The sequence below is a fragment of the Roseovarius sp. TE539 genome (assembly GCF_003298505.1).
Lineage (GTDB): Bacteria > Pseudomonadota > Alphaproteobacteria > Rhodobacterales > Rhodobacteraceae > Roseovarius.
Window position 1 is genome coordinate 13,788 of sequence record NZ_QNGB01000007.1, and the last position, 22,459, is coordinate 36,246.

General features: G+C 65.2%; 21 protein-coding genes. 11 read left to right on the forward strand and 10 right to left on the reverse strand.

The genetic code is table 11. From position 1 onward, the window contains the following. The first annotated feature begins 12 nt into the window (after nucleotides 1–12). Together DQW77_RS06525 and DQW77_RS06530 are read left to right on the forward strand one after the other, a co-directional pair. The gene (locus DQW77_RS06525; RefSeq protein WP_113257400.1) at nucleotides 13–849 is read left to right on the forward strand and encodes a sulfite exporter TauE/SafE family protein; all 837 of its coding nucleotides are present in this window, start codon (nucleotides 13–15) and stop codon (nucleotides 847–849) included. Further along, on the forward strand, nucleotides 843–1,637 hold the full coding sequence (locus DQW77_RS06530; protein WP_113257401.1) for a hypothetical protein: 795 nt from the start codon (nucleotides 843–845) through the stop codon (nucleotides 1,635–1,637). The genes DQW77_RS06525 and DQW77_RS06530 overlap by 7 nt, the downstream gene beginning before the upstream one ends. Nucleotides 1,638–1,669: 32 nt before the next feature. Here DQW77_RS06530 and DQW77_RS06535 read toward each other — a convergent pair whose 3' ends face one another. The 4 genes from DQW77_RS06535 to DQW77_RS06550 form a co-directional block, all read right to left on the reverse strand. Then, nucleotides 1,670–2,872, reverse strand: coding sequence for an endonuclease/exonuclease/phosphatase family protein (locus DQW77_RS06535; protein ID WP_113257402.1), 1,203 nt, complete (start codon nucleotides 2,870–2,872; stop codon nucleotides 1,670–1,672). 400 nt (nucleotides 2,873–3,272) lie between these two features. After that, on the reverse strand, nucleotides 3,273–4,253 hold the full coding sequence (locus DQW77_RS06540; RefSeq protein ID WP_113257403.1) for a threonine/serine dehydratase: 981 nt from the start codon (nucleotides 4,251–4,253) through the stop codon (nucleotides 3,273–3,275). Beyond that, nucleotides 4,250–5,080, reverse strand: a complete 831-nt coding sequence (locus tag DQW77_RS06545) for an alpha/beta fold hydrolase (protein WP_113257404.1) — start codon at nucleotides 5,078–5,080, stop codon at nucleotides 4,250–4,252. The genes DQW77_RS06540 and DQW77_RS06545 overlap by 4 nt, the downstream gene beginning before the upstream one ends. Next, nucleotides 5,077–5,766 carry a haloacid dehalogenase type II gene (locus tag DQW77_RS06550; RefSeq protein ID WP_113257526.1) on the reverse strand — a complete coding sequence of 230 codons (690 nt, stop codon included), beginning with the start codon at nucleotides 5,764–5,766 and terminating at the stop codon, nucleotides 5,077–5,079. Before DQW77_RS06550 ends, DQW77_RS06545 begins: the two co-directional genes overlap by 4 nt. 200 nt (nucleotides 5,767–5,966) lie before the next feature. Between DQW77_RS06550 and DQW77_RS06555 the strand changes: the two genes are divergently transcribed. The 3 genes from DQW77_RS06555 (at nucleotide 5,967) to DQW77_RS06565 (ending at nucleotide 9,882) form a co-directional block, all read left to right on the forward strand. Continuing rightward, nucleotides 5,967–6,395, forward strand: coding sequence for a peptidylprolyl isomerase (locus DQW77_RS06555; RefSeq protein WP_113257405.1), 429 nt, complete (start codon nucleotides 5,967–5,969; stop codon nucleotides 6,393–6,395). 120 nt (nucleotides 6,396–6,515) lie between these two features. Continuing rightward, on the forward strand, nucleotides 6,516–7,145 hold the full coding sequence (locus tag DQW77_RS06560; protein WP_113257406.1) for a hypothetical protein: 630 nt from the start codon (nucleotides 6,516–6,518) through the stop codon (nucleotides 7,143–7,145). Between the two features lie 307 nt (nucleotides 7,146–7,452). Further along, nucleotides 7,453–9,882 carry an FAD-dependent oxidoreductase gene (locus tag DQW77_RS06565; RefSeq protein WP_113257407.1) on the forward strand — a complete coding sequence of 810 codons (2,430 nt, stop codon included), beginning with the start codon at nucleotides 7,453–7,455 and terminating at the stop codon, nucleotides 9,880–9,882. A gap of 162 nt (nucleotides 9,883–10,044) precedes the next feature. Here DQW77_RS06565 and aroB read toward each other — a convergent pair whose 3' ends face one another. Both aroB and DQW77_RS06575 read right to left on the reverse strand, forming a co-directional pair. Further along, on the reverse strand, nucleotides 10,045–11,163 hold the full coding sequence (aroB, locus tag DQW77_RS06570; protein ID WP_113257408.1) for a 3-dehydroquinate synthase: 1,119 nt from the start codon (nucleotides 11,161–11,163) through the stop codon (nucleotides 10,045–10,047). Further along, nucleotides 11,160–11,669, reverse strand: a complete 510-nt coding sequence (locus DQW77_RS06575) for a shikimate kinase (RefSeq protein WP_404947927.1) — start codon at nucleotides 11,667–11,669, stop codon at nucleotides 11,160–11,162. Before DQW77_RS06575 ends, aroB begins: the two co-directional genes overlap by 4 nt. A 125-nt stretch (nucleotides 11,670–11,794) precedes the next feature. On the opposite strand from DQW77_RS06575, the gene DQW77_RS18010 reads away from it, so the two are divergent. From DQW77_RS18010 to DQW77_RS06590, 4 genes are all read left to right on the forward strand, one after another. Continuing rightward, the gene (locus DQW77_RS18010) at nucleotides 11,795–11,980 is read left to right on the forward strand and encodes a hypothetical protein (RefSeq protein WP_147094937.1); all 186 of its coding nucleotides are present in this window, start codon (nucleotides 11,795–11,797) and stop codon (nucleotides 11,978–11,980) included. Next, the gene (locus tag DQW77_RS06580) at nucleotides 11,967–13,487 is read left to right on the forward strand and encodes a hypothetical protein (protein WP_113257528.1); all 1,521 of its coding nucleotides are present in this window, start codon (nucleotides 11,967–11,969) and stop codon (nucleotides 13,485–13,487) included. Before DQW77_RS18010 ends, DQW77_RS06580 begins: the two co-directional genes overlap by 14 nt. Continuing rightward, a complete protein-coding gene (locus tag DQW77_RS06585; RefSeq protein ID WP_113257409.1) occupies nucleotides 13,484–14,437 on the forward strand; it encodes a site-specific tyrosine recombinase XerD in 954 nt (317 codons plus the stop codon). Before DQW77_RS06580 ends, DQW77_RS06585 begins: the two co-directional genes overlap by 4 nt. Nucleotides 14,438–14,574: 137 nt before the next feature. Further along, on the forward strand, nucleotides 14,575–15,882 hold the full coding sequence (locus DQW77_RS06590) for an HlyC/CorC family transporter (RefSeq protein WP_113257410.1): 1,308 nt from the start codon (nucleotides 14,575–14,577) through the stop codon (nucleotides 15,880–15,882). A gap of 104 nt (nucleotides 15,883–15,986) precedes the next feature. Here the strand turns inward: DQW77_RS06590 and arsB are convergent, their stop codons facing one another. Then, nucleotides 15,987–17,039: an ACR3 family arsenite efflux transporter gene (gene arsB / locus DQW77_RS06595; RefSeq protein WP_113257411.1), complete on the reverse strand. Its 1,053-nt coding sequence runs from the start codon at nucleotides 17,037–17,039 to the stop codon at nucleotides 15,987–15,989. A 127-nt stretch (nucleotides 17,040–17,166) separates the two neighbouring features. Continuing rightward, a complete protein-coding gene (tyrS, locus tag DQW77_RS06600) occupies nucleotides 17,167–18,420 on the reverse strand; it encodes a tyrosine--tRNA ligase (protein ID WP_113257412.1) in 1,254 nt (417 codons plus the stop codon). A 63-nt stretch (nucleotides 18,421–18,483) separates the two neighbouring features. Between tyrS and DQW77_RS06605 the strand changes: the two genes are divergently transcribed. Both DQW77_RS06605 and DQW77_RS06610 read left to right on the forward strand, forming a co-directional pair. After that, nucleotides 18,484–19,584 (forward strand): anhydro-N-acetylmuramic acid kinase, encoded by a 1,101-nt coding sequence (locus DQW77_RS06605; protein ID WP_113257413.1) that lies wholly within the window; start codon nucleotides 18,484–18,486, stop codon nucleotides 19,582–19,584. 21 nt (nucleotides 19,585–19,605) lie between these two features. Beyond that, nucleotides 19,606–20,361, forward strand: coding sequence for an aspartate/glutamate racemase family protein (locus DQW77_RS06610; protein ID WP_113257414.1), 756 nt, complete (start codon nucleotides 19,606–19,608; stop codon nucleotides 20,359–20,361). Nucleotides 20,362–20,508: 147 nt separating this feature from the next. Here the strand turns inward: DQW77_RS06610 and DQW77_RS06615 are convergent, their stop codons facing one another. Together DQW77_RS06615 and DQW77_RS06620 are read right to left on the reverse strand one after the other, a co-directional pair. Next, nucleotides 20,509–21,084: a polymer-forming cytoskeletal protein gene (locus tag DQW77_RS06615; protein ID WP_113257415.1), complete on the reverse strand. Its 576-nt coding sequence runs from the start codon at nucleotides 21,082–21,084 to the stop codon at nucleotides 20,509–20,511. Further along, nucleotides 21,074–22,393 carry a M23 family metallopeptidase gene (locus DQW77_RS06620; RefSeq protein ID WP_113257416.1) on the reverse strand — a complete coding sequence of 440 codons (1,320 nt, stop codon included), beginning with the start codon at nucleotides 22,391–22,393 and terminating at the stop codon, nucleotides 21,074–21,076. The genes DQW77_RS06615 and DQW77_RS06620 overlap by 11 nt, the downstream gene beginning before the upstream one ends. Nucleotides 22,394–22,459: the final 66 nt, after the last annotated feature.

The following is a 22,459-nucleotide window of genomic DNA, read 5'->3' on the forward strand; positions in this document are numbered from 1 at the left end:
CGGAGACATCACATGGCGCCCCCCTTTCCCGAGACCGGCCTCCTCGTCCAGATGCTGGTCATGCTGCTTGCCATCGGTGCCTTCGGCGGTGTTCTGGCCGGTCTTCTGGGCGTGGGCGGTGGCATCGTTCTGGTGCCGGCATTCTTCTATGCCTTCAAGACCCTCGGCTATGACGGGCCGCAGCTGATGCAGATCTGCCTGGCCACCTCCTTGGCGACGATCATCGTCACCTCGGTGCGGTCGGTCCTGAGCCATAATAGGAAGGGCGCGGTGGACTGGGGCATCCTGAGGACATGGGCGCCCGGGATCGCGATCGGGGCGGCGTTCGGGGTTCTGGTGGCTGCCGGGCTGCGCTCGAACACCCTGCAGGGCGTGTTCGGCGGGCTGGGGCTCGTGATCGGCGCTTACCTGGGCCTCGGACGGCAGGACTGGCGCCTCGGACAGGAAATGCCTGCCGGGTTCACGCGGGCCGCGATGTCTCCGGTTCTGGGGTTCCTGTCGGTGCTGATGGGCATCGGCGGTGGCAGTTTCGGCGTCCCGCTGATGAGCCTTTACGGCCTGCCCATACATCGCGCGGTCGCCACGGCAGCGGGGTTCGGCGTGACGATCGCGGTGCCGTCGGTCATCGGGTTCCTGTTTCTTGAAATCGCGGCGGAAAACCGGCCACCCTTCACTGTCGGCGCGGTGAACCTCGTGGCTTTCGTGATCGTTATCGCCATGACGTTGATCAGCGCTCCCTGGGGGGTGCGGCTGGCTCATGCGATGGACCCGAGGCCATTGAAGCGGGTGTTCGCGGTCTTCCTGACACTGGTCGCCCTGAACATGCTTCGCAAGGCACTGGGATGGTAGGGGCGGTGCTGCGCGATGTCGGCTGGAAGCGGTTTTCGGCCGAGACGGCGGTGCTCGACTGGGCGGTCGCGGCCCGTGCTGCGGCCCTGCCGCGTATCGCCGATCCCGCGGAGCGGGACAAATGGCTGCAATGCGAGGGCACATGGTTCGTCGGTGTGGACAGCCTGCCCAACGATCCCGACGGCGCGGTGCCGGGCGGTGCGCCTCTGCCGGGGGCGGCGCGGGCGGCCGCGCGTGCGCTTTACGGCGATCTGCCGCTCCATGCCGGGCAGGTTTCGGTCACATGGCCGGGGTATCCGCGCCCCCGCGCCGGCGAGGGCGGGGCCGCGTTCAGGTACCGGCGCGATCGCGACGCAGCGCATGTGGACGGCCTGCTGCCCGCGGGCGAGGGCCGCCGCCGGATGCTGAAGGAGCGTCATGCCTATATCCTCGGCCTGCCCCTGACCCGAAGCAGCCCCGGGGCCAGTCCGATGGTCGTCTGGGAAGGCAGTCACCACGTGATGCGCCGCGCCTTCGCGAGTGCCCTCGACGCCACCGTGCCGCGCGACTGGGGAAACGTGGACCTCACGGAGACCTACAAGGCCGCCCGGCGCGAGGTGTTCGGAACCTGCAGGCGCGTCGAAGTGCCCGCAATCCCCGGCGAGGCGTACCTGGTTCACCGTCTTTGCCTTCACGGCGTGGCTCCGTGGGGGGAGGGGGCCATGGCCCCGGCCGAAGGGCGCATGATCGCCTATTTCCGTCCACAGTTCCCCGATGACGCGCGCGACGACTGGCTGACCGCGCCCTGACGACAGGGAGCCGGCAGCGGGTTGCGGCGGGATCAAAGCAGGGTGATGTGTGCCATGATCTGACCGTGATCCGAGGCCAGCTTGTTGTAAGGTGCCTCGGGATGGGAGCCATCGGTCAGGTGATCGTTGAAGACACTGAAATAGCTCATCTCGCCGATCCGACCGGGATTCTCGGGGTGGAAATCGCGTGACATGAAGATCTGGTCAATTGATTCGAAAACCCCGCCGAAAGCCGCCGTGTAAACCGTGTCGCGCAGGGATTTCCGCACAAAAAGCGTTTCGGCGGAGTGCAGTCGCACCCGTTCGACATCCTCGGTGATCTGACGGTTCTCCGCGTCGCTGTAGCGGTCGTCGCGGTCCCGGGCGTCATGGCGCAGCATCCACGCGTAATTGCGAAACGGTGCCTCGCCGGCGATGATCTCCGAGCTGACCGAATGCTGACCGTCGTTAAAATCCCCGAGGACCATCACGGGCCGGCCGGCGCCGATCTCCTCCACGATGGCCCGGCGCAGGACCCAGGCCTCGGCCATGCGCCGCACGGCCGCGCGCAGGCTTCCCATGGCGCGGCCCACCGGATCATAGCGGGTCAGGTCCTCCTCCGGGGCATGGCCTGCGTCTTCCGGGGTGACATATTCGCCAAGCTTGGATTTCAGATGACAATTGAAAACGGTGATCTCGCGCCCGCCCACCGGCACACGCACCTTCAGCACCGGGCGTGAAAGGCGCCGCAAAACGTAGTGCCCGGCATCTCCCGACCCTTCCGTGCCGCGCAGCGGCTGGAACGGGATCACCACCGGGTCGGCCAGGTCCTGTATGACCTCCGGCGCTGCGGAAAATCCCAGCCGCGACATCACCGCCAGGCCCGGACGCCGCTTGCCCGGTTCGCCCGAATCGGCGGCATTGGGCGCGAAGGCGAGGGCCGCATCGTCATAGGGGCCTGTCGCCAGCTTGCGAAAGATAACCTTGCGGTGGTAGCGCTTCGACCGGTCCGGGATGACAGCCTCGTTGAGGGCTGTGGCGCGGCGGCTCGTCTCCGCGATCACCGCGCGCAGGGGGGCCTCGTCGAATATTTCCTGGAATCCGACGATATCGGCATCCATGCTCAGAAGCTGGTCGGCCATCCAGTCCTCCTTCCACGCGAACTCCTCGGGGGTGTAGCTCTGGAAAGGGTAGTATTCGCTGTCCGGACCGATCAGGTTCTTGACGTTGAAACTGGCAATTGTGAACTCGCTCATCCGCGGACTCCTGACCCTGATGCAAGCGAAGGGAAGCACCAAAGCAGGTGCCGCGCAAGCCACCGCGCGCCGTGCCGATGGTGCTCGGGTTGCGGCGCCCTTCAAAAGGTGCGCCTTTCAGGCGCGCAGTCCTATCTCGTTGCCGGCCTTCGGCCGTCGCCTCGGGACGCCTCCGGCGGGAGTATTGCAGGAAAGATGAAGACGGGCCTGGGATCTTCATCTTTCCAGAAATACTCCTGCAAGCCGTCATTGTCGCGCCCACGGTGCGGGAGAAAATGCCGACGGACAGCCCCCTTGGCTTGCATGAGCGGCACCCGGGCGAAGGACATGTGGCGCAGCCGGGCTTCGGCAAACGGGTCCGGCGAGGGAGACCGCCTTCGGCCCCCGGTTCAAGGGGTGGTCAATCCCCGAACCGCCCCAGGGCCTGGCGGAACATCGCGGCATCCACGTTGCCCCCGGAAATGGTGCAGATCACGGTGTCGCCGGCAATGTCGTCCCTGCGGAACAGAGCCGCCGCCAGCGCCACGGCTCCGCCCGGTTCCGCCACCAGCTTGAGCCGCTGGAACGCCAGCGCCATGGCCCGCAACGCCTCGGTTTCACTGACCACGAGTCCGGGGCCGCACAATCGCCGCATCACCGGAAAGGTGAGAGCGCCGGGCGCAGGCGTCAGGATCGCATCGCAGACGTTGTCCGATTGCCGATCGTTGGTCTCGATCCGTCCCGATCTCAGCGACCGCGCGACATCGTCGAACCCTTCCGGCTCGCAGGGACGCACGCTGAGGCCCGGCGCCTCGGCCTCCAGTGCAAGGGCAATACCGGAACTCAGCCCGCCACCGCCGCAGCAGACCAGAACGTCGGCGGCCTGCACGCCCCTTGCGCGGGCCTGCGCGGCGATCTCCAGCCCGCAGGTGCCTTGACCGGCGATCACCTGCGGATCGTCATAGGGCTTGACCAGGGTGAGTCCGCGATCGCGCATGATCGCTTCACCGATCGCTTCCCGGTTTTCGCCGCCCGCGCGGTCATACAGGATCACCTCGGCACCCAGTGACATCGTGTTGTCGATCTTGAGCTGCGGCGCATCCCGCGGCATCACGATCACTGCCGGCACCCCGAATTCCGCCGCCGCCCGCGCCACCCCCTGTGCGTGGTTGCCCGAGGAATAGGCGATGACGCCCCGTGCCCGGACCGCGGGGACGAGCGCCGACAGCGCCGCGCGCCCGCCGCGATACTTGAAGCTGCCGGTATGCTGCAGGCATTCGGGTTTCACCAGGACCCGCCGACCCGCGATCTGGTCGAGAAACGGCGAGGACAGAAGCGGCGTGCGCCGCGCGTGGCCCTCCAGCCGCGCGGCGGCGGCGCGGATCATCGCGATATCGGTCATTCCACGCGGTCCAGAACGGCGCGGATCGCGGCCAGCGCCTCGGGTTCGTCCAGAAAGGGCACATGCCCGCGGTCCGGCACCTCGGCGGTGACGAGCGCCGGGTTGCGCCGTTTCATCTCGGCCACGGTTCCGGCGCTCAGCAGGTTGGAATTGGCGCCGCGGATCACGGCCACGGGCAAGGGTGCGATTGCGTCGAAAAGCGGCCACATGTCCGGTGCGCCCTCGGCGCCGGCCTCGATCACCGCGTCGCGCAGGCGCGGATCATAGGTGATTCGCACCCCGTCGGGCGTTTCGACATGGTTGCCCGAAAGCTCTGCCAGCCAGCGCTCGTGCGGAACGCCCCGGAACATGCCCGCCTTGGCCTGCGCCACCTCGCGGGCAAGGGCCTCCAGCGTCGGCGCATCCGGGTCGCGCCCCAGATAGAGCATGATCGCGTCCAGCCCGGCCGGATCCAGCTCCGGTCCGATATCGTTGAGGATCAGGCCAAGCAGCCGCTCCTTGGCCGTCGCGGCCAGAAGCATCGCGATCAGCCCCCCGCGGGATGTGCCGATGACCACCGCGCGCGCCACGCCCAGGTGATCAAGCAACTCCAGGGCATCGCGCGCCTCCACCGGGATCGAGTAGCTCAGGTGATCCTGTGCCCGGTCCGATTGCCCGCGCCCGCGGTAATCCATCCGGATCAGGCGCACGGCAGGCAGGTGCGGGGCCACGAAATCGAAATCGCGCGCGGTTCGGGTGAGGCCGGCAAGGCACAGCACCGGCAGGCCCTCGCCCTCGTCCTCGTAATGAAGGCTCAGGCCGTCCGAGGTGATGAACCGACCCGTCACAGGCGCGCCGCCAGATCGGGAATGCCGCTCAGGTCGTCCAGAACATGATGCGGCCGCGCCGGCAGGCGGTCCACCGGCTCACCCGCCCGGTTGACCCATGCGGTGACGAACCCGTACCCGGCGGCGGCACTGGCATCCCATCCGTTGGACGACACGAACAGCACTGCGCCGGGCGGACAGCCGAACCGCGCGCCGACCATGTCGTAGACTTCGGGTGCCGGCTTGAAGATGCCGACGCTCTCGACCGACAGGATGTCGTCGAGACATGCACCGATCCCCGCCGACCGCACCGCGGCGTCCAGCATCCCGGGCTCGCCGTTGGACAGGATCGCGGTCGCACGCCCTGCCTCCTTGAGGCTCGAAAGCATACCCGGCACCTCGGGGTAGGGCGCGAGCTCGCGGTAGAGCTGCAACAGACGCTCGCGCAAGGCCGTGTCACCGGCCAGCCCCTCGGCCTCCAGCGCCCAGTCCAGACCATCCTGCGTGACGGTCCAGAAATCGGTATGCGCGCCCATGACCGCGCGCAGCCAGGTGTACTGGAGCTGCTTCAGGCGCCATTTTTCGGCGATCGCCGGCCAATGCGCCGCGAACCGGTCAAGGCCGGGCTCCTGCGCCGCCTGTCGCGCGGCGGCCGCCACGTCGAACAGGGTGCCGTAGGCGTCGAAGATACAGGTCGTGATCGGCATCGCTTCCCCCTTCATTTCATTATGCAAGACTGTCACCATTCGGCGGCGTCGAAAAGGCCCATTCGCCACCGTCGCCCGCGTGCCGCGACCGGTTTGCAATCCCTGACCGCGTTGATTAAATTGATCCGGATCGCACAAGCACCCGCGCGCAATCGGCGGCCTTGCAAACCAACCCTTCCCACGACAGATTGGATACCACCATGACCCAGGTGAAATCGGGCGACACAGTACGCATTCATTACACAGGTACGCTCACCGATGGAGAGACCTTCGATTCCAGCGATGGCCGCGACCCGCTGGAATTCACCGTCGGCTCCGGCCAGATCATTCCGGGCCTCGATGCCGCGCTGCCCGGCATGGCGGTCGGTGAAAAGAAGACCGTTCAGGTGCCCGCGGACGACGCCTACGGCCAGCCGGACCCGAACGCCCAGCAGGCCGTGCCGCGCGCCGACATCCCCGAGGACATCCCCCTCGACCTCGGCACCCAGCTTCAGGTCCAGACGCCCCAGGGGCAGGTGATGCCGGTCACGGTGGTCGACGTGACCGAGGAACAGGTCACGCTGGATGCCAACCACCCGCTGGCGGGCAAGGACCTGACCTTCGCGATCGAACTGGTTGAAATCGCCTGACCCTGACGTCCCGCTCCGGCGGGGCTGAAGGCAAGGGAACGGGGCGCGCGGGGGCAACCTTGTGCGCCCCTATTTTCGCGCTATACCCCACGTACCCATCCAACATGCCGGAGTGCCGCAATGCCCACCGCCAGCGAAAGGCTTCTGACCCGCATCCGCGAGCTACAGGACGAATTGGAGGCGGAATTCGAACGTCGCCGCACCGCCTTCCGGTACAGCCTCGAAAATGGCCGCGTCGTCTTCGAGGCCGAGGCCCGCCGACGCCACCGGGAAATGCGCGTGCGGTTGCTGACCTTCCTCCGGCGGACCCGGCCGATGACCGCGATCACCGCCCCGGTGATCTATGCCATGATCGTGCCTTTCGCGCTTCTGGATCTGTTCGTCACGATCTATCAGCGCATCTGTTTTCCGGTCTACGGGATCGAACGAGTCCGGCGCCGTGATTTCATCAGGATCGATCGCCACCACCTTGCCTACCTCAACGCGCTGGAACGGCTCAACTGTGTCTATTGCGGATATTGCAACGGGCTGATCGGCTACGTGCAGGAGATCGCCGGCCGGACCGAGGCCTATTGGTGTCCCATCAAGCATGCGGCCCGTGTCGGCGCACACCATGCCTATTACGCGCAATTCGTCGATTACGGCGACGCGGACTCGTATCGCGAGGGCCTTGCTGCGTCGCGCGCCCGCATTACCCGCCCGGGCCTGTCCGGTTTCCGGACCGGCACCAGCCCCGATCCGGAGGCGTGACTGGGGGACCGGAACGCAAACCGCACACCAAAGCATGTTGCGCCGGATCGGAATCACCCGCCCGTCGTGCCAGCGACGGGCACGCCCCCGCCCGCCCCCAAGGCGGGCGCGTTCCGCGCCCACCCGGGCGGACGCGTGCCCGTCTCCGAGACGTGTCCGATTGAACGCAACAGGCCCCAGTGGCGCCGCCACGCCGCGGAATTCCTTCTGAAATGTTGTATCACCGCGACGCGTTTTGTCGGGAAACGGCAATCGCGGGCATGAAAACGCCGCCACCCTGAGGCCGAGTCAAGTCAGGGAACCCCACATGAAAACCCATGCACAGGCCGTCGTCATCGGTGGCGGCGTCATCGGATGCTCGATCCTTTACCATCTTGCCAAGGCAGGCTGGAGCGATGTTGTCCTGCTGGAACGAGACGAGCTGACCTCGGGCAGCACGTGGCATGCCGCGGCCAATATCCACGGCCTGCATGACAGCGCCAACATCAGCCGCTTGCAGCATTACACGATGAACCTCTACAAGGAGCTTGAAGCCGAGACGGGACAGAGTTGCGGCGTATTCCAGCCCGGCAGCCTCTATCTCGCGCAGACCGAGAACCGTGAACATCAGTTGCGGCTTCAGGCCGCCAAGGCACGGCTCTATGGCATGAATTTCCACGAGGTCGGCCGCGACGAGGCCGAGCGTCTGCACCCGCTGGTCGATTTCGACGGTATCCGCTGCATCATGTGGGAGCCGGATGGCGGCAACGTGGACCCTTCCGGTGTGACCAACGCCTATGCCGCGGGCGCACGTCAGCGCGGCGCGGAAATCCACCGCTTCACCCCTGTCACGGCCACCACGCGGCAACCTTACGGCAACTGGATAGTTGAAACGCCGAAGGGCGATATCAACACTCCCTGGGTCATCAACGCCGCGGGCCTGTGGGGCCGCGAGGTGGCCGCGCTGGCCGGGATCGAGGTGCCGTTGCAGCCCACCGAACACCAGTATTTCGTGACTGAAACGATGCCCGGTGTGGCGGATGCGGGGCGCCGCCTTCCATCGGTCGCCGATCGCGACGGCGAATACTACCTGCGTCAGGAGGGCAAGGGCCTTCTGATTGGTGCCTATGAGCGCAACATGAGATTCTGGGCCGAGGACGGCACGCCGCTCGATTTCGCGCATGACCTGTTTCCCGACGATCTGGAGCGGATCGAGGAAAACATGATGCGGGCCATCGACCGCGTGCCGGCGGTGGCCGAGGCGGGCATAAAGCGCGTCATCAACGGCCCCATGATCTGGTCCCCCGACAGCAACGTGATCCTCGGGCCGGTGCCGGAACTCGGGGGGTATTTCATGTGTGGCGGCATCATACCCGGTTTCTCGCAATCGGCGGGCATGGGGCTGATGGTGGCGCAATGGATCACGACAGGCGAGATGCAGTATGACATGTTCGCATGGGACATGGCGCGCTTCGGCCTGTGGGCCAATGATCGCAGCTTCGTCATGTCCCGGGTCGAGGATGTCTACACCCACCGTTTCGCCATCCATTATCCGAACGAGGAACGTGCCGCCGGCCGCCCCTTGCGTACCCGCCCCGTCTACGCGCTCCAGAAGGAGATGGGCGCGGTCTTCGGCCTCAATTACGGTTGGGAACATCCCCAGTGGTTTGCCGATACCCCCGGCAAGCAGGACACAAACGGTTTCACGCGCCAGAACTGGTGGGGCCCCGTGGGCGAGGAATGCCGGATGCTGCGCCAGCGCGCGGGGATCATCGACATCTCCAACTTTGCCAAGTACCGCGTGAAGGGGCCGGGGGCCGAGGAGTGGCTGAACGCGGTCTTCGCCAACCGGATGCCGCGCGACGTGGGCCGGTCCTGCCTTACGCCCCTCATTTCCGTGCGCGGCGGCATTGCCGGAGACGCGACAGTGACCCGCGTGGCCGAAGACGAGTTCTGGGTCGTTTCATCGGGCATGGCCGAGCGATATCACAAGCGTTTCTTCGACATGGTTCCGCTGCCGGCGGGGACACTCTTCGAGAGCATGACCGAGGCGATGTGCGGTTTCAACGTGGCCGGTCCGAGATCGCGAGACCTTCTGCAGCGGATGACCAACGCGTCGCTTTCGACACCGGATTTCCCTTTCATGCGCTCGGCGCGGATCGAGCTTGCAGGCATTTCCTGTCTTGCCCTGAGGGTCAGTTTCACCGGGGATCTGGGTTGGGAACTGCACTGCGCCACCGAGGATCAGGAGGCGCTTTACCGTGCGTTGCTGGAATCGGGCCGCGAATTCGGGGCCGGGCCGGTGGGGGCAAGGGCATTGATGGCGATGCGTGTGGAAAAGGGGTACGGCTCATGGAGCCGCGAGTACAGCCCCGAGTACTTCCCGCACGAGGTCGGGCTGGCGGGGCTTTGCAAGATGGACAAGGATTTCCTTCACAAGTCGGCCGCGCAACGCGCCATGGCCGCCCCTCCGAGAGAGGATCTGGTGTTGATGCGAATTGACGAGGATGCGGTCAACGCCTCGGGCGCCGATGCCACCGGCGGAGAGCCGATCATGCATGACGGCGCGCCGGTGGGCCGGGTCACATCGGGCAGTTACGGGTATACGGTGGGAATGAGCCTTGCGCTTGGCTATGTGCGCCACGGGTCGGCCGCCCCCGGTGATTCGGTCGAGGTGATGGTGCTTGGCCGGCCGCACAAGGCCGAGATCCTGCATGAGCCGCCATTCGACCCCTCCGGCGAGAAGCTGCGCGCCTGATCCGGCGATTTCTCGCTGCGGCCCGACGCGGGTGACATGGACGCCGTTTGCCGGTGTGGCCCGGTGTCCGCGCATCGCCGGGATCGACATTCCTGCCCCGTGTCCCCCGGAATTCTGGCTGGAAACCCTGGACGGATGCACAAAACGAACGGAACTCGCGGATCAGGCCCTGCGTGCGGCCAGCGCGTCATCAAGCAGATCGCGCACGTCCGAAGCGGGCACATCGCCGGTCACGAAAGCCTGCCCGATGCCCCGTGCCAGCACGAATCGCAACTGCCCGTCCACGACCTTCTTGTCCTGCGCCATGAGCTCCAGAAGCTTTTCGGATTCCGGTAAATCGCCCTCGATATCAGACAGGTCAGCCTTCATTCTCATGTTTCTGAGATGCGTTCTGACACGCCCCGGGTCTTCCTGGCTGCACAGACCCAGCCGCGCCGACAACTCGAAGGCCAGCGCGCAGCCGATCGCCACACCCTCGCCATGCAGAAGGCGGCCGGAATACCCGGTGGCCGCTTCCAGGGCATGACAGAATGTATGGCCCAGATTCAGAAGCGCCCGGTCTCCCTGTTCGGTTTCATCGCGCACGACGATATCCGCCTTCATCTCAACCGAGCGTTTTACCGCCGAAATCCGGGCCGCCGCGTCACCCCCGGATATGCGTGAGCCATGTTCTTCAAGCCATTGAAAGAAAATGGCATCGCCAAGAAGCCCATATTTGATGACTTCGCCATACCCGGCCAGGAAATCACGTCTCCTCAGCGTGGACAGGACATCCGTATCGGCCAGGACCAGGCTTGGCTGATGGAACGCCCCGATCAGGTTCTTGCCCTGCGGTGCGTTGATTCCGGTTTTTCCCCCGACCGAGCTGTCGACCTGCGCCAGAAGGCTGGTCGGAACCTGGACAAAGCGTACGCCGCGCCGCAGAATCGCTGCCGCGAACCCGACAAGATCTCCGATCACCCCGCCGCCAAGCGCCACGACGACATCGTTTCGTTCCACCTTCTGGGCCAGAAGCCACTCGACCGTCTGCTCGAGGAAGCCCCAGGATTTCGTGGCTTCGCCGGCGGGAAGTTTCAGGAAAACCAGGGAGATCCCGCCTTTTTCAAGCCCGTCGCGCAGCGCCTCAAGGTGAAGTTGGGCGACGTTTTCATCCGTGATGACAGCCACCCGGGGGCGTGCCAGCAGGGGTCCCAGGAATGCGCCCGCCTGTTCCAGAAGGCCGGGGCCGATCCGGATATCGTAAGCCCGATCACCCAGAGGCACATGCACGGTTTCGGTCATTCTCTTGTCTCCAGAACATCCGGTCGCGCCCGAAGCGCCTTGAGGACCCGCTGGGCCATGGCCTCGATGGAATATCCCGATCTGGAGGCAACGGACAGGTCAGCCTGCGCATAGATCGGGACGCGGGTTTCGTAAAGGTTCTTCAGCGTTTCGAAAGGATCAGAAGTGGCCAGCAAGGGGCGGGTTTTCTTGTGTTTCACGCGTGACCACAGAAGTTTCAAGTCGGCGTTCAGCCACACCGAGATTCCCTTTTCCGAGATCAGTTTACGGTTGCGTTCTGACAGGAACGCGCCGCCCCCGGTGGACAGGACTCCGCGCTGGCTGTCCAGTAACCGGTCCAGGACTTCTGTTTCGCGGTTGCGGAAGAATGCCTCGCCGTCACGTTCGAAAATCTCGGCAATGGTCATGTTGGCGGCTTTTTCGATCTCGGTATCCGAATCCAGGAACGGAACCTGCAACCGGGCTGCGAGGGCCTTGCCCACTGCCGTCTTGCCAGCGCCCATCATGCCGATGAGGACAACCGTCTTTTTCAGTTCGAAGCGTTCAGTTGCCGCCAACAGTCGGCGCTCCCATGCCAAATTCAAGGTCGGGCGACGGAATGACGTGATCTTGCCCGAAAGGCCAGTTATAAATGACCAAAGGCAAAAACCAACCCTGCAGGCATCCAATCGTGCGACTCTTCAAGTGGCTGTTATATATTGTTTTTCTGGCATTCGCGGCGCTGGTTGCCTATGCTTATGTCGGCCCCTTTTTCGGCGTGGACTTCGCCCCTCCCACCGATGAGATTCGTGAGGAAATCATTCTTGAAACCGGCTGAGGCCATCTTTGCGACGGTACTCGCGGCCGGCCCGGCGGCCGCACAGCAGCAACCGCTTTCGGCAATCGAGTGGCTGAACGACCCGGTTCCATTGGCCGCGCCGCGCCTGCCGCCTGGTCAGGAACCTCCGGTGGCGCCAACGGTCATGGTGCCTGACGTATCGGTCATGCCGTTGGGGGAAAGCCGCCCGGATGGTGTGGGGCTTTTGCCCGCCGGTGTGACAGGTTTGCCCGCCACGCTTTGGGCGGCGAGTTCCGAAACCACCCTCATCGACCTGTGGTCCGGAATTTCGCATGAACCGCTTCCGGCCGTTCAGGCCCTTTATTACACCCTGCTGTTATCGGAAGCCGATGCCCCGGAGGGCGACGACGGGCGTTTTCTGCGCGCCCGGGTAGAGCGGCTGGCGATGCTGGGGGCAGTGGAGCCCGCGATCGCGCTGCTGGAACGCGCCGGCCCGGCCGAGCCGGCCCTGTTTGCACCGTGGTTCGACCTGACACTTCTGAGCGGAGGGGAAGGACGGGCGTGTAACGCCTTGCGCCGGCAACCGGAACTGAGTCCCGGGCATGCGGCCCGAATTTATTGCGCCGCACGGGCCGGTGACTGGAACACGGCCACAGTGATTTTCGAGGTGTCCCGGGCCCTGGGGTTGCTTTCCGCGCCGGTGTCGCGCCTTCTTGATCTATTCCTCCACCCCGGGTTGGCCGAGGGAGGGGTGCCGCTGGCACCGCCAAGGTCGCCATCGCCGCTGGAATTCCGCCTGCACGAAGCCGTCGGGGCCTCCCTTCCCACCCACAGCCTTCCGCGCGCTTTCGCGGTGGCGGATTTGCGTTCGGTCGCCGGGTGGAAGGCGAAGCTGGAGGCGGCCGAGCGTCTGGCACGCACCGGTGCGGTGTCGCCCAACCGCCTCCTTGGCCTCTACACCGAGCGAAGCCCTGCCGCGTCCGGGGGGGTCTGGGACAGGGTCGCGGCGATTCAGGCCCTCGACAGCGCCCTTGGCAATGCGGACCTGACGAGGATCGCGCGCGCGCTTCCCGCGGCCTGGGACGCGATGCAGGCCGTTCGGCTGGAGGTTCCGTTCGCTCAACTTTTCTCCGCGCGTCTTGAAGATTTCGACCTGCCTTCGGATTCCGCCGGTCTGGCATGGGAAATCGGCCTTCTGTCAGACGGCTACGAGACTGTCGCGATGCGCCCCGGCAGCGGGCGGGAGGCCCGGTTCCTTGCAGGTGTTGCCCATGGGGAGCCGCCTCTGGAGTTGGCGGAAAACACGCTGGAAAGGGCCGTGGGTGATGCTTTTGCCACCACCCGTGCGGCACCGGCGGATCGCGCGCTGCTGGAGCAAGGCCGATTGGGCGAGGCGATCCTGCGGGCAGCCAACCGCCTTGACGCGGCCGGACGTGGTGACGGGGCTGCCATCGTGTCAGGGCTGGCGACGTTGCGCGCCGTGGGGCTGGAGGACAGCGCGCGGCGGTCCGCACTGCAACTGCTGTTGCTGGACTGGCGCCGATGACAGGCGGTGCAACATGGATCGAGGCATTTCTGGAGGCCCTCGCGGCGGAGCAGGGCGCGGCGCGCAACACGCTTGAAGCCTACGCACGGGATCTCAGGGATTTCTCGGGCTGGCTCGTGTCGAGGGGAGAGGACATTGCATCGGCGTCACAGCCCGACATCGAGGCCTATCTCGTTCATTGCGACGCGCAAGGCCTGGCTCGGGCGACACGCGCAAGGCGCCTTTCCGCCATAAAGCAAATCTATCGTTTCGCCGTGGAGGAGCGTCTGCGCGAGGACGATCCCGCGATCCGTATCCGTGGTCCGGGACGCGACAAGCGCCTGCCGAACACCTTGAGCATGGACGAGGTCGAGCGCCTGCTCGAGGCGGCACGGCGTCCGGGGCGCGACCGTCAGCGCAACATCTGCCTGATGGAGCTTCTCTATGCGACCGGAATGCGGGTGAGCGAACTCGTCTCGCTGCCCGTGGCGGCAGCGCGTGGCGATCCGAACATGCTTCTTATCCGTGGCAAGGGCGGCAAGGAAAGAATGGTGCCTCTCTCTTCGCCTGCACGTGCCGCCACGATTGACTGGCTGGCCGAACGGGATGCCGCACAGGCCGCGCGGCGCCGCGACGGATACCCCGAGTCGGCTTTCCTGTTTCCGACCCGCTCCAGGGCCGGTCATTTGACGCGCCACAGGTTCTATCTTCTTGTCAAGGAATTGACCGTAATTGCGGGCGTGGATCCGGCCAGGGTGACACCGCACACCCTCAGGCATGCGTTTGCCACGCATCTGCTCCAGAACGGCGCCGACCTGCGCGCCATCCAGACCCTCCTGGGCCATGCCGATGTGGCCACCACCGAGATCTATACACATGTCCTTGAGGCGCGTTTGAGGACGCTGGTACTGGATCACCACCCGCTGGCGAGGGACGGCACCGATGACGGTACATCGACGGAAACAGGTTAGGGGGCGAACGATACCTCGCGTGCGGTCCTTCCGCATCGCCGGAACCGGAAAGACGCGCAGGCGGGACGGCTCTTAATCCCTTGAACGGGCGGCCTGCCCGGCCCATAAAAGCAAGCGAAACAAGGGCATCTGAACTCATGGAAAGCACGATCCCGATACTTGACGCGGCGTTCTGGGTGACGACCGGCGCCATTCTTGCGCTTCTGGTGTTGTCCGGGCTCTTTTCCGGGAGCGAAACGGCGCTGACCGCTGCCTCGCGCGGCAAATTGCGGGCGCGGGCCGACAAGGGCGACGGCGGTGCGCAACGGGCGCTCGACATCACCGAGGACAATGAGCGGCTGATCGGCTCCGTCCTGCTGGGAAACAACCTTGTCAACATCCTGGCCGCATCATTGGCGACGGCACTTTTCACACGGGTGTTCGGGGAAAGCGGCGTGGCCTTGGCAACACTGGTGATGACACTTCTGGTCCTGGTCTTCGCAGAAGTGCTGCCCAAGACTTACGCGATCACCAATGCCGAGGCCGCAGCATCCCGGGCCGCACCTGCCATCAATCTGGTAATAAAGGTTTTTTCACCAGTCGTATCAGCGGTTCGTTGGTTCGTGCGCGGGATCCTGCGCATGTTCGGGGTGCAGGCCGACCCGGACAGCCAGATCCTTGCCGTCAGAGAAGAGATCGCCGGCGCTCTCTATCTCGGACATTCCGAAGGGGTGGTCGAGAAGGAAGACAGGGACCGGATCCTGGGTGCGCTGGACCTTGGCGAACGGGCGGTGGAAGAAATCATGCTCCACCGCAGCCAGATCGAGATGATCAATGCCCGTTCGACCCCGGACTCCATTCTGGAGCAATGCCTCAACAGCAATCATACCCGGTTGCCCATTTATCGCGACGATCCCGACAATATCGTCGGGGTGGTGCATGCCAAGGATCTTCTGCGCGCCATGCACAAACTCGCCACAAGCGACGACGAAACGAGCAAATCTCTGGACTCCTTTGATATATGCGATTTGGCACGAGAGCCTTACTTCGTGCCGGAAACGACGACGCTGGACGACCAGATGCGGCAGTTCCTGCGCATGCGAAGCCATTTCGCGCTGGTGGTGGACGAGTACGGCACCCTGGAGGGCCTGATCACGCTTGAGGATATCCTCGAGGAAATCGTCGGAGAAATTACCGACGAGTTCGATCCGGACGCAGATCACCCGATCCGGAAAAGTGACGACAATCAATTTCTAGTGGATGGCGCGATGACGATCCGCGACCTCAACCGCGCCACCGACTGGAACCTGCCCGACGAGGAGGCGAACACGGTCGCGGGGCTGGTCATTCACGAGGCGCAGATCATCCCGGAGGTCGATCAGGTTTTCAGTTTCCATGGTTTCCGCTTCGAGGTCGTGGCGGTTAAGGATCACCGGATCACCAAGCTGAAGATCCGGCCCTTGTAAGCGGCGCGGGATGACCTGCCCGGGCAGGGGTTTTCAAGAGTTCCGCGGGGTCCACGGCGGATTGGCCTTCAAGATGCCCTGTCCAATGGCTCGCGCGACGCGGGTCAGCCCGGGAACCAGTGCCGGGTGCGGTTTGCGAATCCCACGAGCGAGAGCATCACCGGCACCTCGACGAGCACGCCCACCACCGTGGCGAGCGCCGCGCCCGAGCCGAGGCCGAAGAGGCTGATGGCCACCGCGACGGCGAGTTCGAAGAAATTCGACGTGCCGATGAGCGCGCAGGGGGCGGCGACGTTGAAGGGCACGCGCCACGCCCGGGCGAAGCCGTAGGCCAGAAAGAATATCCCGTAGCTCTGCAAGAGCAGCGGCACGGCGATGAGCGCGATCACCAGTGGCGTGTCGAGGATCACCTGACCCTGAAAGCCGAAGAGCAGGACCACCGTGACCAGGAGCCCGAGAATGGTGAGCGGCTTGACGTGGGCGCGGAACGCCTCGACCGCAGGTTCACCGCTCTGCCGCATCAGGCGGTTGCGCGTTGCGATCCCGGCAGTCAGCGGGATGAGGATATAAAGCACCACCGAGATGAGCAGCGTCTCCCACGGCACGGCGATATCGGTTACCCCCAGTAGCAGCGCGACGATGGGCGCGAAGGCAAAGATCATGATGACGTCGTTCACGCTGACCTGCATGAGGGTATAAGTGGCGTCGCCGCGGGTGAGCTGCGACCAGACGAAGACCATCGCGGTACAGGGCGCGGCCCCCAGCAGGATCAGCCCCGCCAGATAGGCTTGCGCATCCTCGGGCGGGATAATTCCGGCGAAGACATGGTTGAAAAACAGAACGCCGAGCGCGGCCATGGTGAACGGCTTGATCAGCCAGTTGACCGCGAGGGTGATGACGAGGCCCTTGGGCCGCTCGCCGACCTGCCGCAGCGCGCCGAAATCGACGCCCACCATCATCGGGTAGACCATCGCCCAGATGAGAAGCGCCACGGGCAGGTTGACGCGGGCGATCTCGGCCGCCGCGAGAGTCTGGAAGAGGCCGGGCAGCAGATTGCCCAGCACCAGCCCCGTGCCCATGGCCAGCGCCACCCAGAGCGAGAGCCATCGCTCGAACGTGCCCATTCCGCCGGGGGTGTCTGCGGTGTGATCACTCATGGCGCGAGGGATAGGGCCGCATCGCACGGGGCGCAAGCGGGAGCTGTGTGAAGGTTCCATGACGGGGCCGGGTGTGCCGAAGTCTTGAAAAGACTTCGGTCCGATTTCTTTCGAAGAAATCGGCGGCTCAGTCGGCGAGTTTCACCAGCGCGTGGCGCTTGCGGCCCGCCGAGAGCTTGATCGGGGCAGCGAGCGCGCCCGCGTCGAGCATCAGCCCGGCGTCGGTCAGCGGCGCGTCGTCGAGGCGCGCGCCATTCTCGGCGATGAGGCGCTTGGCCTCCTTGCCCGATTTGGCAAGCCCCGCGCGCACGATCAACTGTACCACCGAGATCCCGTCCGCAACCTCTGCGCGGCCAAGTTCCAGCGTCGGCAGGTCGTCGCCCACGCCGCCCTTCTCGAACACCTCGCGGGCCGTGGCCTCGGCGGCCTGCGCGGCCGCGCGTCCGTGCAGCAGCGTCGTTACTTCATTGGCCAGCGTGATCTTGGCCTCGTTGATCTCGGACCCCGCGAGCGCGCCGAGGCGCACGCATTCGTCGAGCGGCAACTCGGTATAGAGCCGCAGGAACCGGCCCACATCGGCATCCATGGTGTTGCGCCAGAACTGCCAGAATTCATAGGGGCTGCACATCTCGGCGCTGAGCCAGATGGCGCCGCTTGCCGTCTTGCCCATCTTGGCGCCGTCCGCGGTGGTCAGCAACGGTGAGGTCAGCCCGTAGATCTCGTGATCGAGTACCCGTCGTGTCAGGTCGATCCCGTTGACGATGTTGCCCCATTGGTCCGAGCCGCCCATCTGCAGGCGGCAGCCGTAGCGGCGGTTCAGTTCGAGGAAATCATAGGCCTGGAGGATCATGTAATTGAATTCCAGAAACGACAGCGATTGCTCGCGGTCGAGACGCGATTTCACCGATTCGAAGCTGAGCATCCGGTTGACCGAGAAATGCCGCCCGATATCGCGCAGGAAGGCGATGTATTTCAGATCGTCCAGCCACTCGGCGTTGTTGAGCATCAGTGCGCCGGTGGGGCTTTCATCATAGGTGACATAGGCCGCGAAGACCTGCCGGATCCCGTCGATATTGGCCTGGATCGCCGCATCGTCCAGCAACGGACGTTCATCCGCGCGAAAACTGGGATCGCCAACCTTGGTCGTGCCGCCCCCCATCAACGTGATCGGCTTGTGCCCTGTTCTCTGCAGCCAGCGCAGCATCATGATCTGGATGAGCGAGCCCACGTGGAGCGAGCGTGCCGTCGCGTCGAAGCCGATATAGGCCGGGACGACGCCCTCGCTGAGCGCCTCGTCGAGGCCCTGGTAATCGGTGCAGTCGGCCAGAAAGCCGCGATCGATCATGATACGCATGAAATCCGATTTCGGGTGGTAGGTCATGGCGCTTGTTCCCCGGCGTTTGGCGCGGCATGTATAGGGCCGTGGCGGGCAAAGGAAAAGGCCATGTTGAAAGACGATCCGCTCTGGGTGCTGGGCGCGATGTCGGGCACCTCGATGGACGGGGTAGACGCGGCGATGCTGCTGACCGACGGGGAGGCCATTCACGGCTTCGGCAGGACCGGATATCGCGCCTATGACCCGGACGAGCGCGCGGTGCTGGCCGCGGCGCAGGGCCGATGGCCGGACGAGGATGTGACCGAAGCCGAACGTGTGGTGCAGGCTGCCCATGCGACGCTTCTGTCATCGTTCGAAGGCGTTGGCCTGGTCGGGTTTCATGGCCAGACCCTCGCGCATGATCCGCAGGGGCGTGGCACCCATCAGGTGGGTGACGGTGCGGCGCTGGCTGCGGCGCTGGATCTGCCGGTGGTCTGGGACTTCCGCAGTACGGATATCCGCTTCGGCGGCGAGGGCGCGCCTATGGCGCCCTTCTATCATTTCGCCTGTGCGCAATGGATCGGGGCGCCCGGGCCGCTGGCCTTTCTCAACCTGGGAGGGGTAGGAAACCTGACATGGGTCGATCCGCGCCATGCCCGGCCCGAGGATGCGGGCGCGCTGCTGGCGTTCGATACCGGGCCAGCGAATGCGCCCATCGACGACCTTGTACAGGCCAGGCGCGGGATGCCCTTTGACCGGGACGGCCGGCTTGCGGCGCGTGGCCGCGTGGAAGAGGGCGTGCTGGAGCGGTTTCTCCAGGATCCCTTCTTTGCACGGATGCCGCCCAAGTCGCTGGACCGGGGCGCCTTTCGGGCGATGGCCGCACGGGTTGCCGACCTTGGTGACGAGGATGCGGCGGCGACCTTGACGGGCATGGCGGCTGCGGCCGTCCTACGCGGGATGGAGCACTGCCCGGCGCCCCCCGTCCGTCTGCTTGTCACCGGTGGCGGGCGTCACAACCCGGTGATGATGCGGATGCTGGCGGCCGCTCTGGACTGCCCGGTGGAACCGGTCGAGACGGTCGGGCTTGACGGAGACATGCTGGAGGCGCAAGCCTTCGCGCATCTGGCGATGCGGGTGGCACGGGGCCTTCCGACCTCGTGTTGCGGGACCACGGGGGTGCGTGCGGCGGTCTCGGGCGGGATGCTGAGCCGCCCGCGCACGGGTTGAATGAGGGCAGGGAGACGGGTGATGCGATACGAGCTGGATCAGGGTGCGGGCGGCGCGGGACGGGCCGGGCTGATCGTGCTGAGCACTGACGAAACTCTGGAATTCGAGGCCCGTCAGGTTCTGGCGGGGCGGCCGGTGAACCTGCTTCACAGCCGTATCCCGGCCCAGCATCATGTCACGCCGGAGCTGTTGCGCCGGATGGAGGCCGAACTGGCGGCCACCGCCGAGCGGTTGCCCGAAGGGCTGGACGTGATCGGCTATGCCTGTACTTCCGCGGCCACCCTGATCGGCCCCGCCAGGGTGGCCCGACACCTGCACGAGGCGCATCCCGGCGTCCCGGCAACCGATCCGATGAGTGCCGTGATCGCCGCCCTGCGGGTGCTTGGCGTGGAGCGCATCGGCCTGGTCACGCCCTATTTAGACAGCGTTACCGCCCCGATGCGGGCGCACCTGGAGGCCAACGGAATCACCGTGGCCCGTGATGTGAGCTTCGGAGAGAAGAACGACCGGACGGTGGCGCGAATCGCCGAAAGCTCGACCCGGGAGGCGATGCTGGAAGCCGCGGGCGCGCCGGGCGTGGAGGCGGTGTTCGCAAGCTGCACCAACCTGCGCAGCTTCGGCGTGATCGAGGAGGTCGAGGCGGCGCTGAACCTGCCGGTGATCAGTTCCAATCTGGCGCTGATCTGGCACATGCTGGGCCTGATGGGCTGTGACACGCGCGGCTGGGGCCCGGGGCGGCTGTTCTCGCACCCTGCCGCCGCCTTGCAAGAAGCCTGAAACAGGCTCTCACCGGGCGGCGGCCCGTCATCACGAGAGTCACAAGAACCCGCCGCAGGGCTTCATCTTTCTTCAAATACTCTTCCGAAGGGCGATCCGGGCCTGTGCCGGTGCCATTCCTGGTCAGGTGTCGGCACCCGGCCGGGGTCAGGATTTTCCGGCGGCCTCGGCGGGTTGCTGCTTTGGCTGTTGCGGTGCGGCGGCCTGCGCCGGTTTCTTTTCGGTGGCGCCACCGGCGGCCGTGGAGGCCTTGGCGTTCAGGGGATCGTCCTGACGCTGGACCGATCCCTCGAAATGGGCACCGGATTCGATCGCGATGGTCTTGTGGATGATGTCGCCCTCGACCCGCGCCGTCGAGGTCAGCCGGACCTTCAGTCCCCGCACCCGGCCGATGATGCGGCCGTTGATCACCACGTCGTCCGCGATCACCTCGCCACGTACGGTCGCACCTTCGCCGATGGTGAGAAGATGTGCCCTGATATCGCCCTCGACGGTGCCTTCGACATTCACGTCGCCGGTGGTCTTGAGGTTGCCGTTGACGGTCAGGTCCGACGACAAGGTGGAGGCGGGCGGCTTTGCCTTCGGAGTCGCGGCAGACTTGTAGTCGCTGCCGGCGGAACTGTCACTGCGTGTCTTTTCCGAAGGGGCGGCGCTCTGTGCGGGCTGCCTTGCGGTGTCCGCGGCCTTCGGGCCGGGCTCGTTGATCTTGCTCTTAGAAAACATCTCTGGCTGCCTTGATATAGGTCATGGGGTTTATGGGCTTACCGTCCACCCGGATCTCGTAGTGTAGATGCGTTCCGGTGGAACGTCCAGTATTGCCCATATCACCGATCCGGTCCCCGCGCGAGACCCTTTGGCCCTCCTTCACGCGGACGCGCGACATATGGGCGTAACGGGTTTCGACGCCGAAATCATGCCTGATCTTTACCAAGCGTCCGTACCCCGAAAGCCAGCCGGCATGGATCACCACCCCGTCGGCCGTGGCGTGTATGGGGGTGCCGTGCGGGGCGGCGAAATCGGCGCCGTTATGCATCCGGCCCCAACGGCGCCCGAAGCCCGAGGTGTAACGGAAACTCTGCAGCACCGGTTTGGAGAACGGCGCCTTCTGCGCCGCGATGCGATAGAGGTTGAGCCGGTCCATCTGGTCCAGGATCAGGTTGGCGCGCAGCGTGTCGGCCGAGGGCGCCTCGCCGCGGGTTGAGAAAGACAGCGGCGTGAGCGGCCCGCCCTGACCGGAATAGCCCTCGCGCACCCTGTCCAGCAGGGTCTCGGGATTCAGGCCGGCGGCGCGGAACATCTTGTCCAGCGGCGCGACCGAGATGCTCATCGCGTCTTCGAGCTGTGCGAAGATCTGGTCGTTCTGATCCTGCATCAGCTTGATTTCGTGTTCCATTTCCTCAGCCCGGCGCAGGGCGGCACGGGCATTCGCATTGATCCTGTCGCGCTCGCCGGCGGTGTCGGAAAGGGCCGCGGTGAGGAACTCCAGCGTATCGGTGCCATTTCCGTCATCGGCCATTCCGGGCCCCCGGTTGCCCGAGTCCGCGAGCTTGGCACGCAGCGTGTCTGCGCGCGCGCGCGCAGTGTCGCGTTCGGCCATGGTGCGCCGCAGGGTCTTCTGGATCACCTCGATACCGGTTTCCATCTCACGGCGGCGCGTTTCGGATGTCAGCAGCGCCGTCTGCATCCGCGATATCTGTTTCAGGGCGGTATTGAAGCGCTCCTGCGCCTTGACCGCTTCACGCGCCCTGGCGTCGCGTTCCTGCGAGATTTCATTGAGGCGCATCTCGTAGGTGCGTTGATCACGCTTGGCCTGTTCGCGGAAATTGCCGGATCCGATGCTGTCCATCAGGACGATGGCGGTGGCGACGATCGACCATGCCACGAACAGGGATACCCCGGTGAAGGCGACGAGCTGTGCGCCGGGGCGCAGGCGGACAAAGCGCGTGTCGGTGTCTGATCGGAGGAAAACCCGTCTTTCGGGAAAGAAACGCTCGAGAAGCGCGTGCAGTTTGATGGCTATGCGTGTTCGCACGTTCCGATGTCTCCGCAGTTTCTTCCGACGGAACGCCGCTCTCGTTTCCGTGAGCGGCGTGTCCCG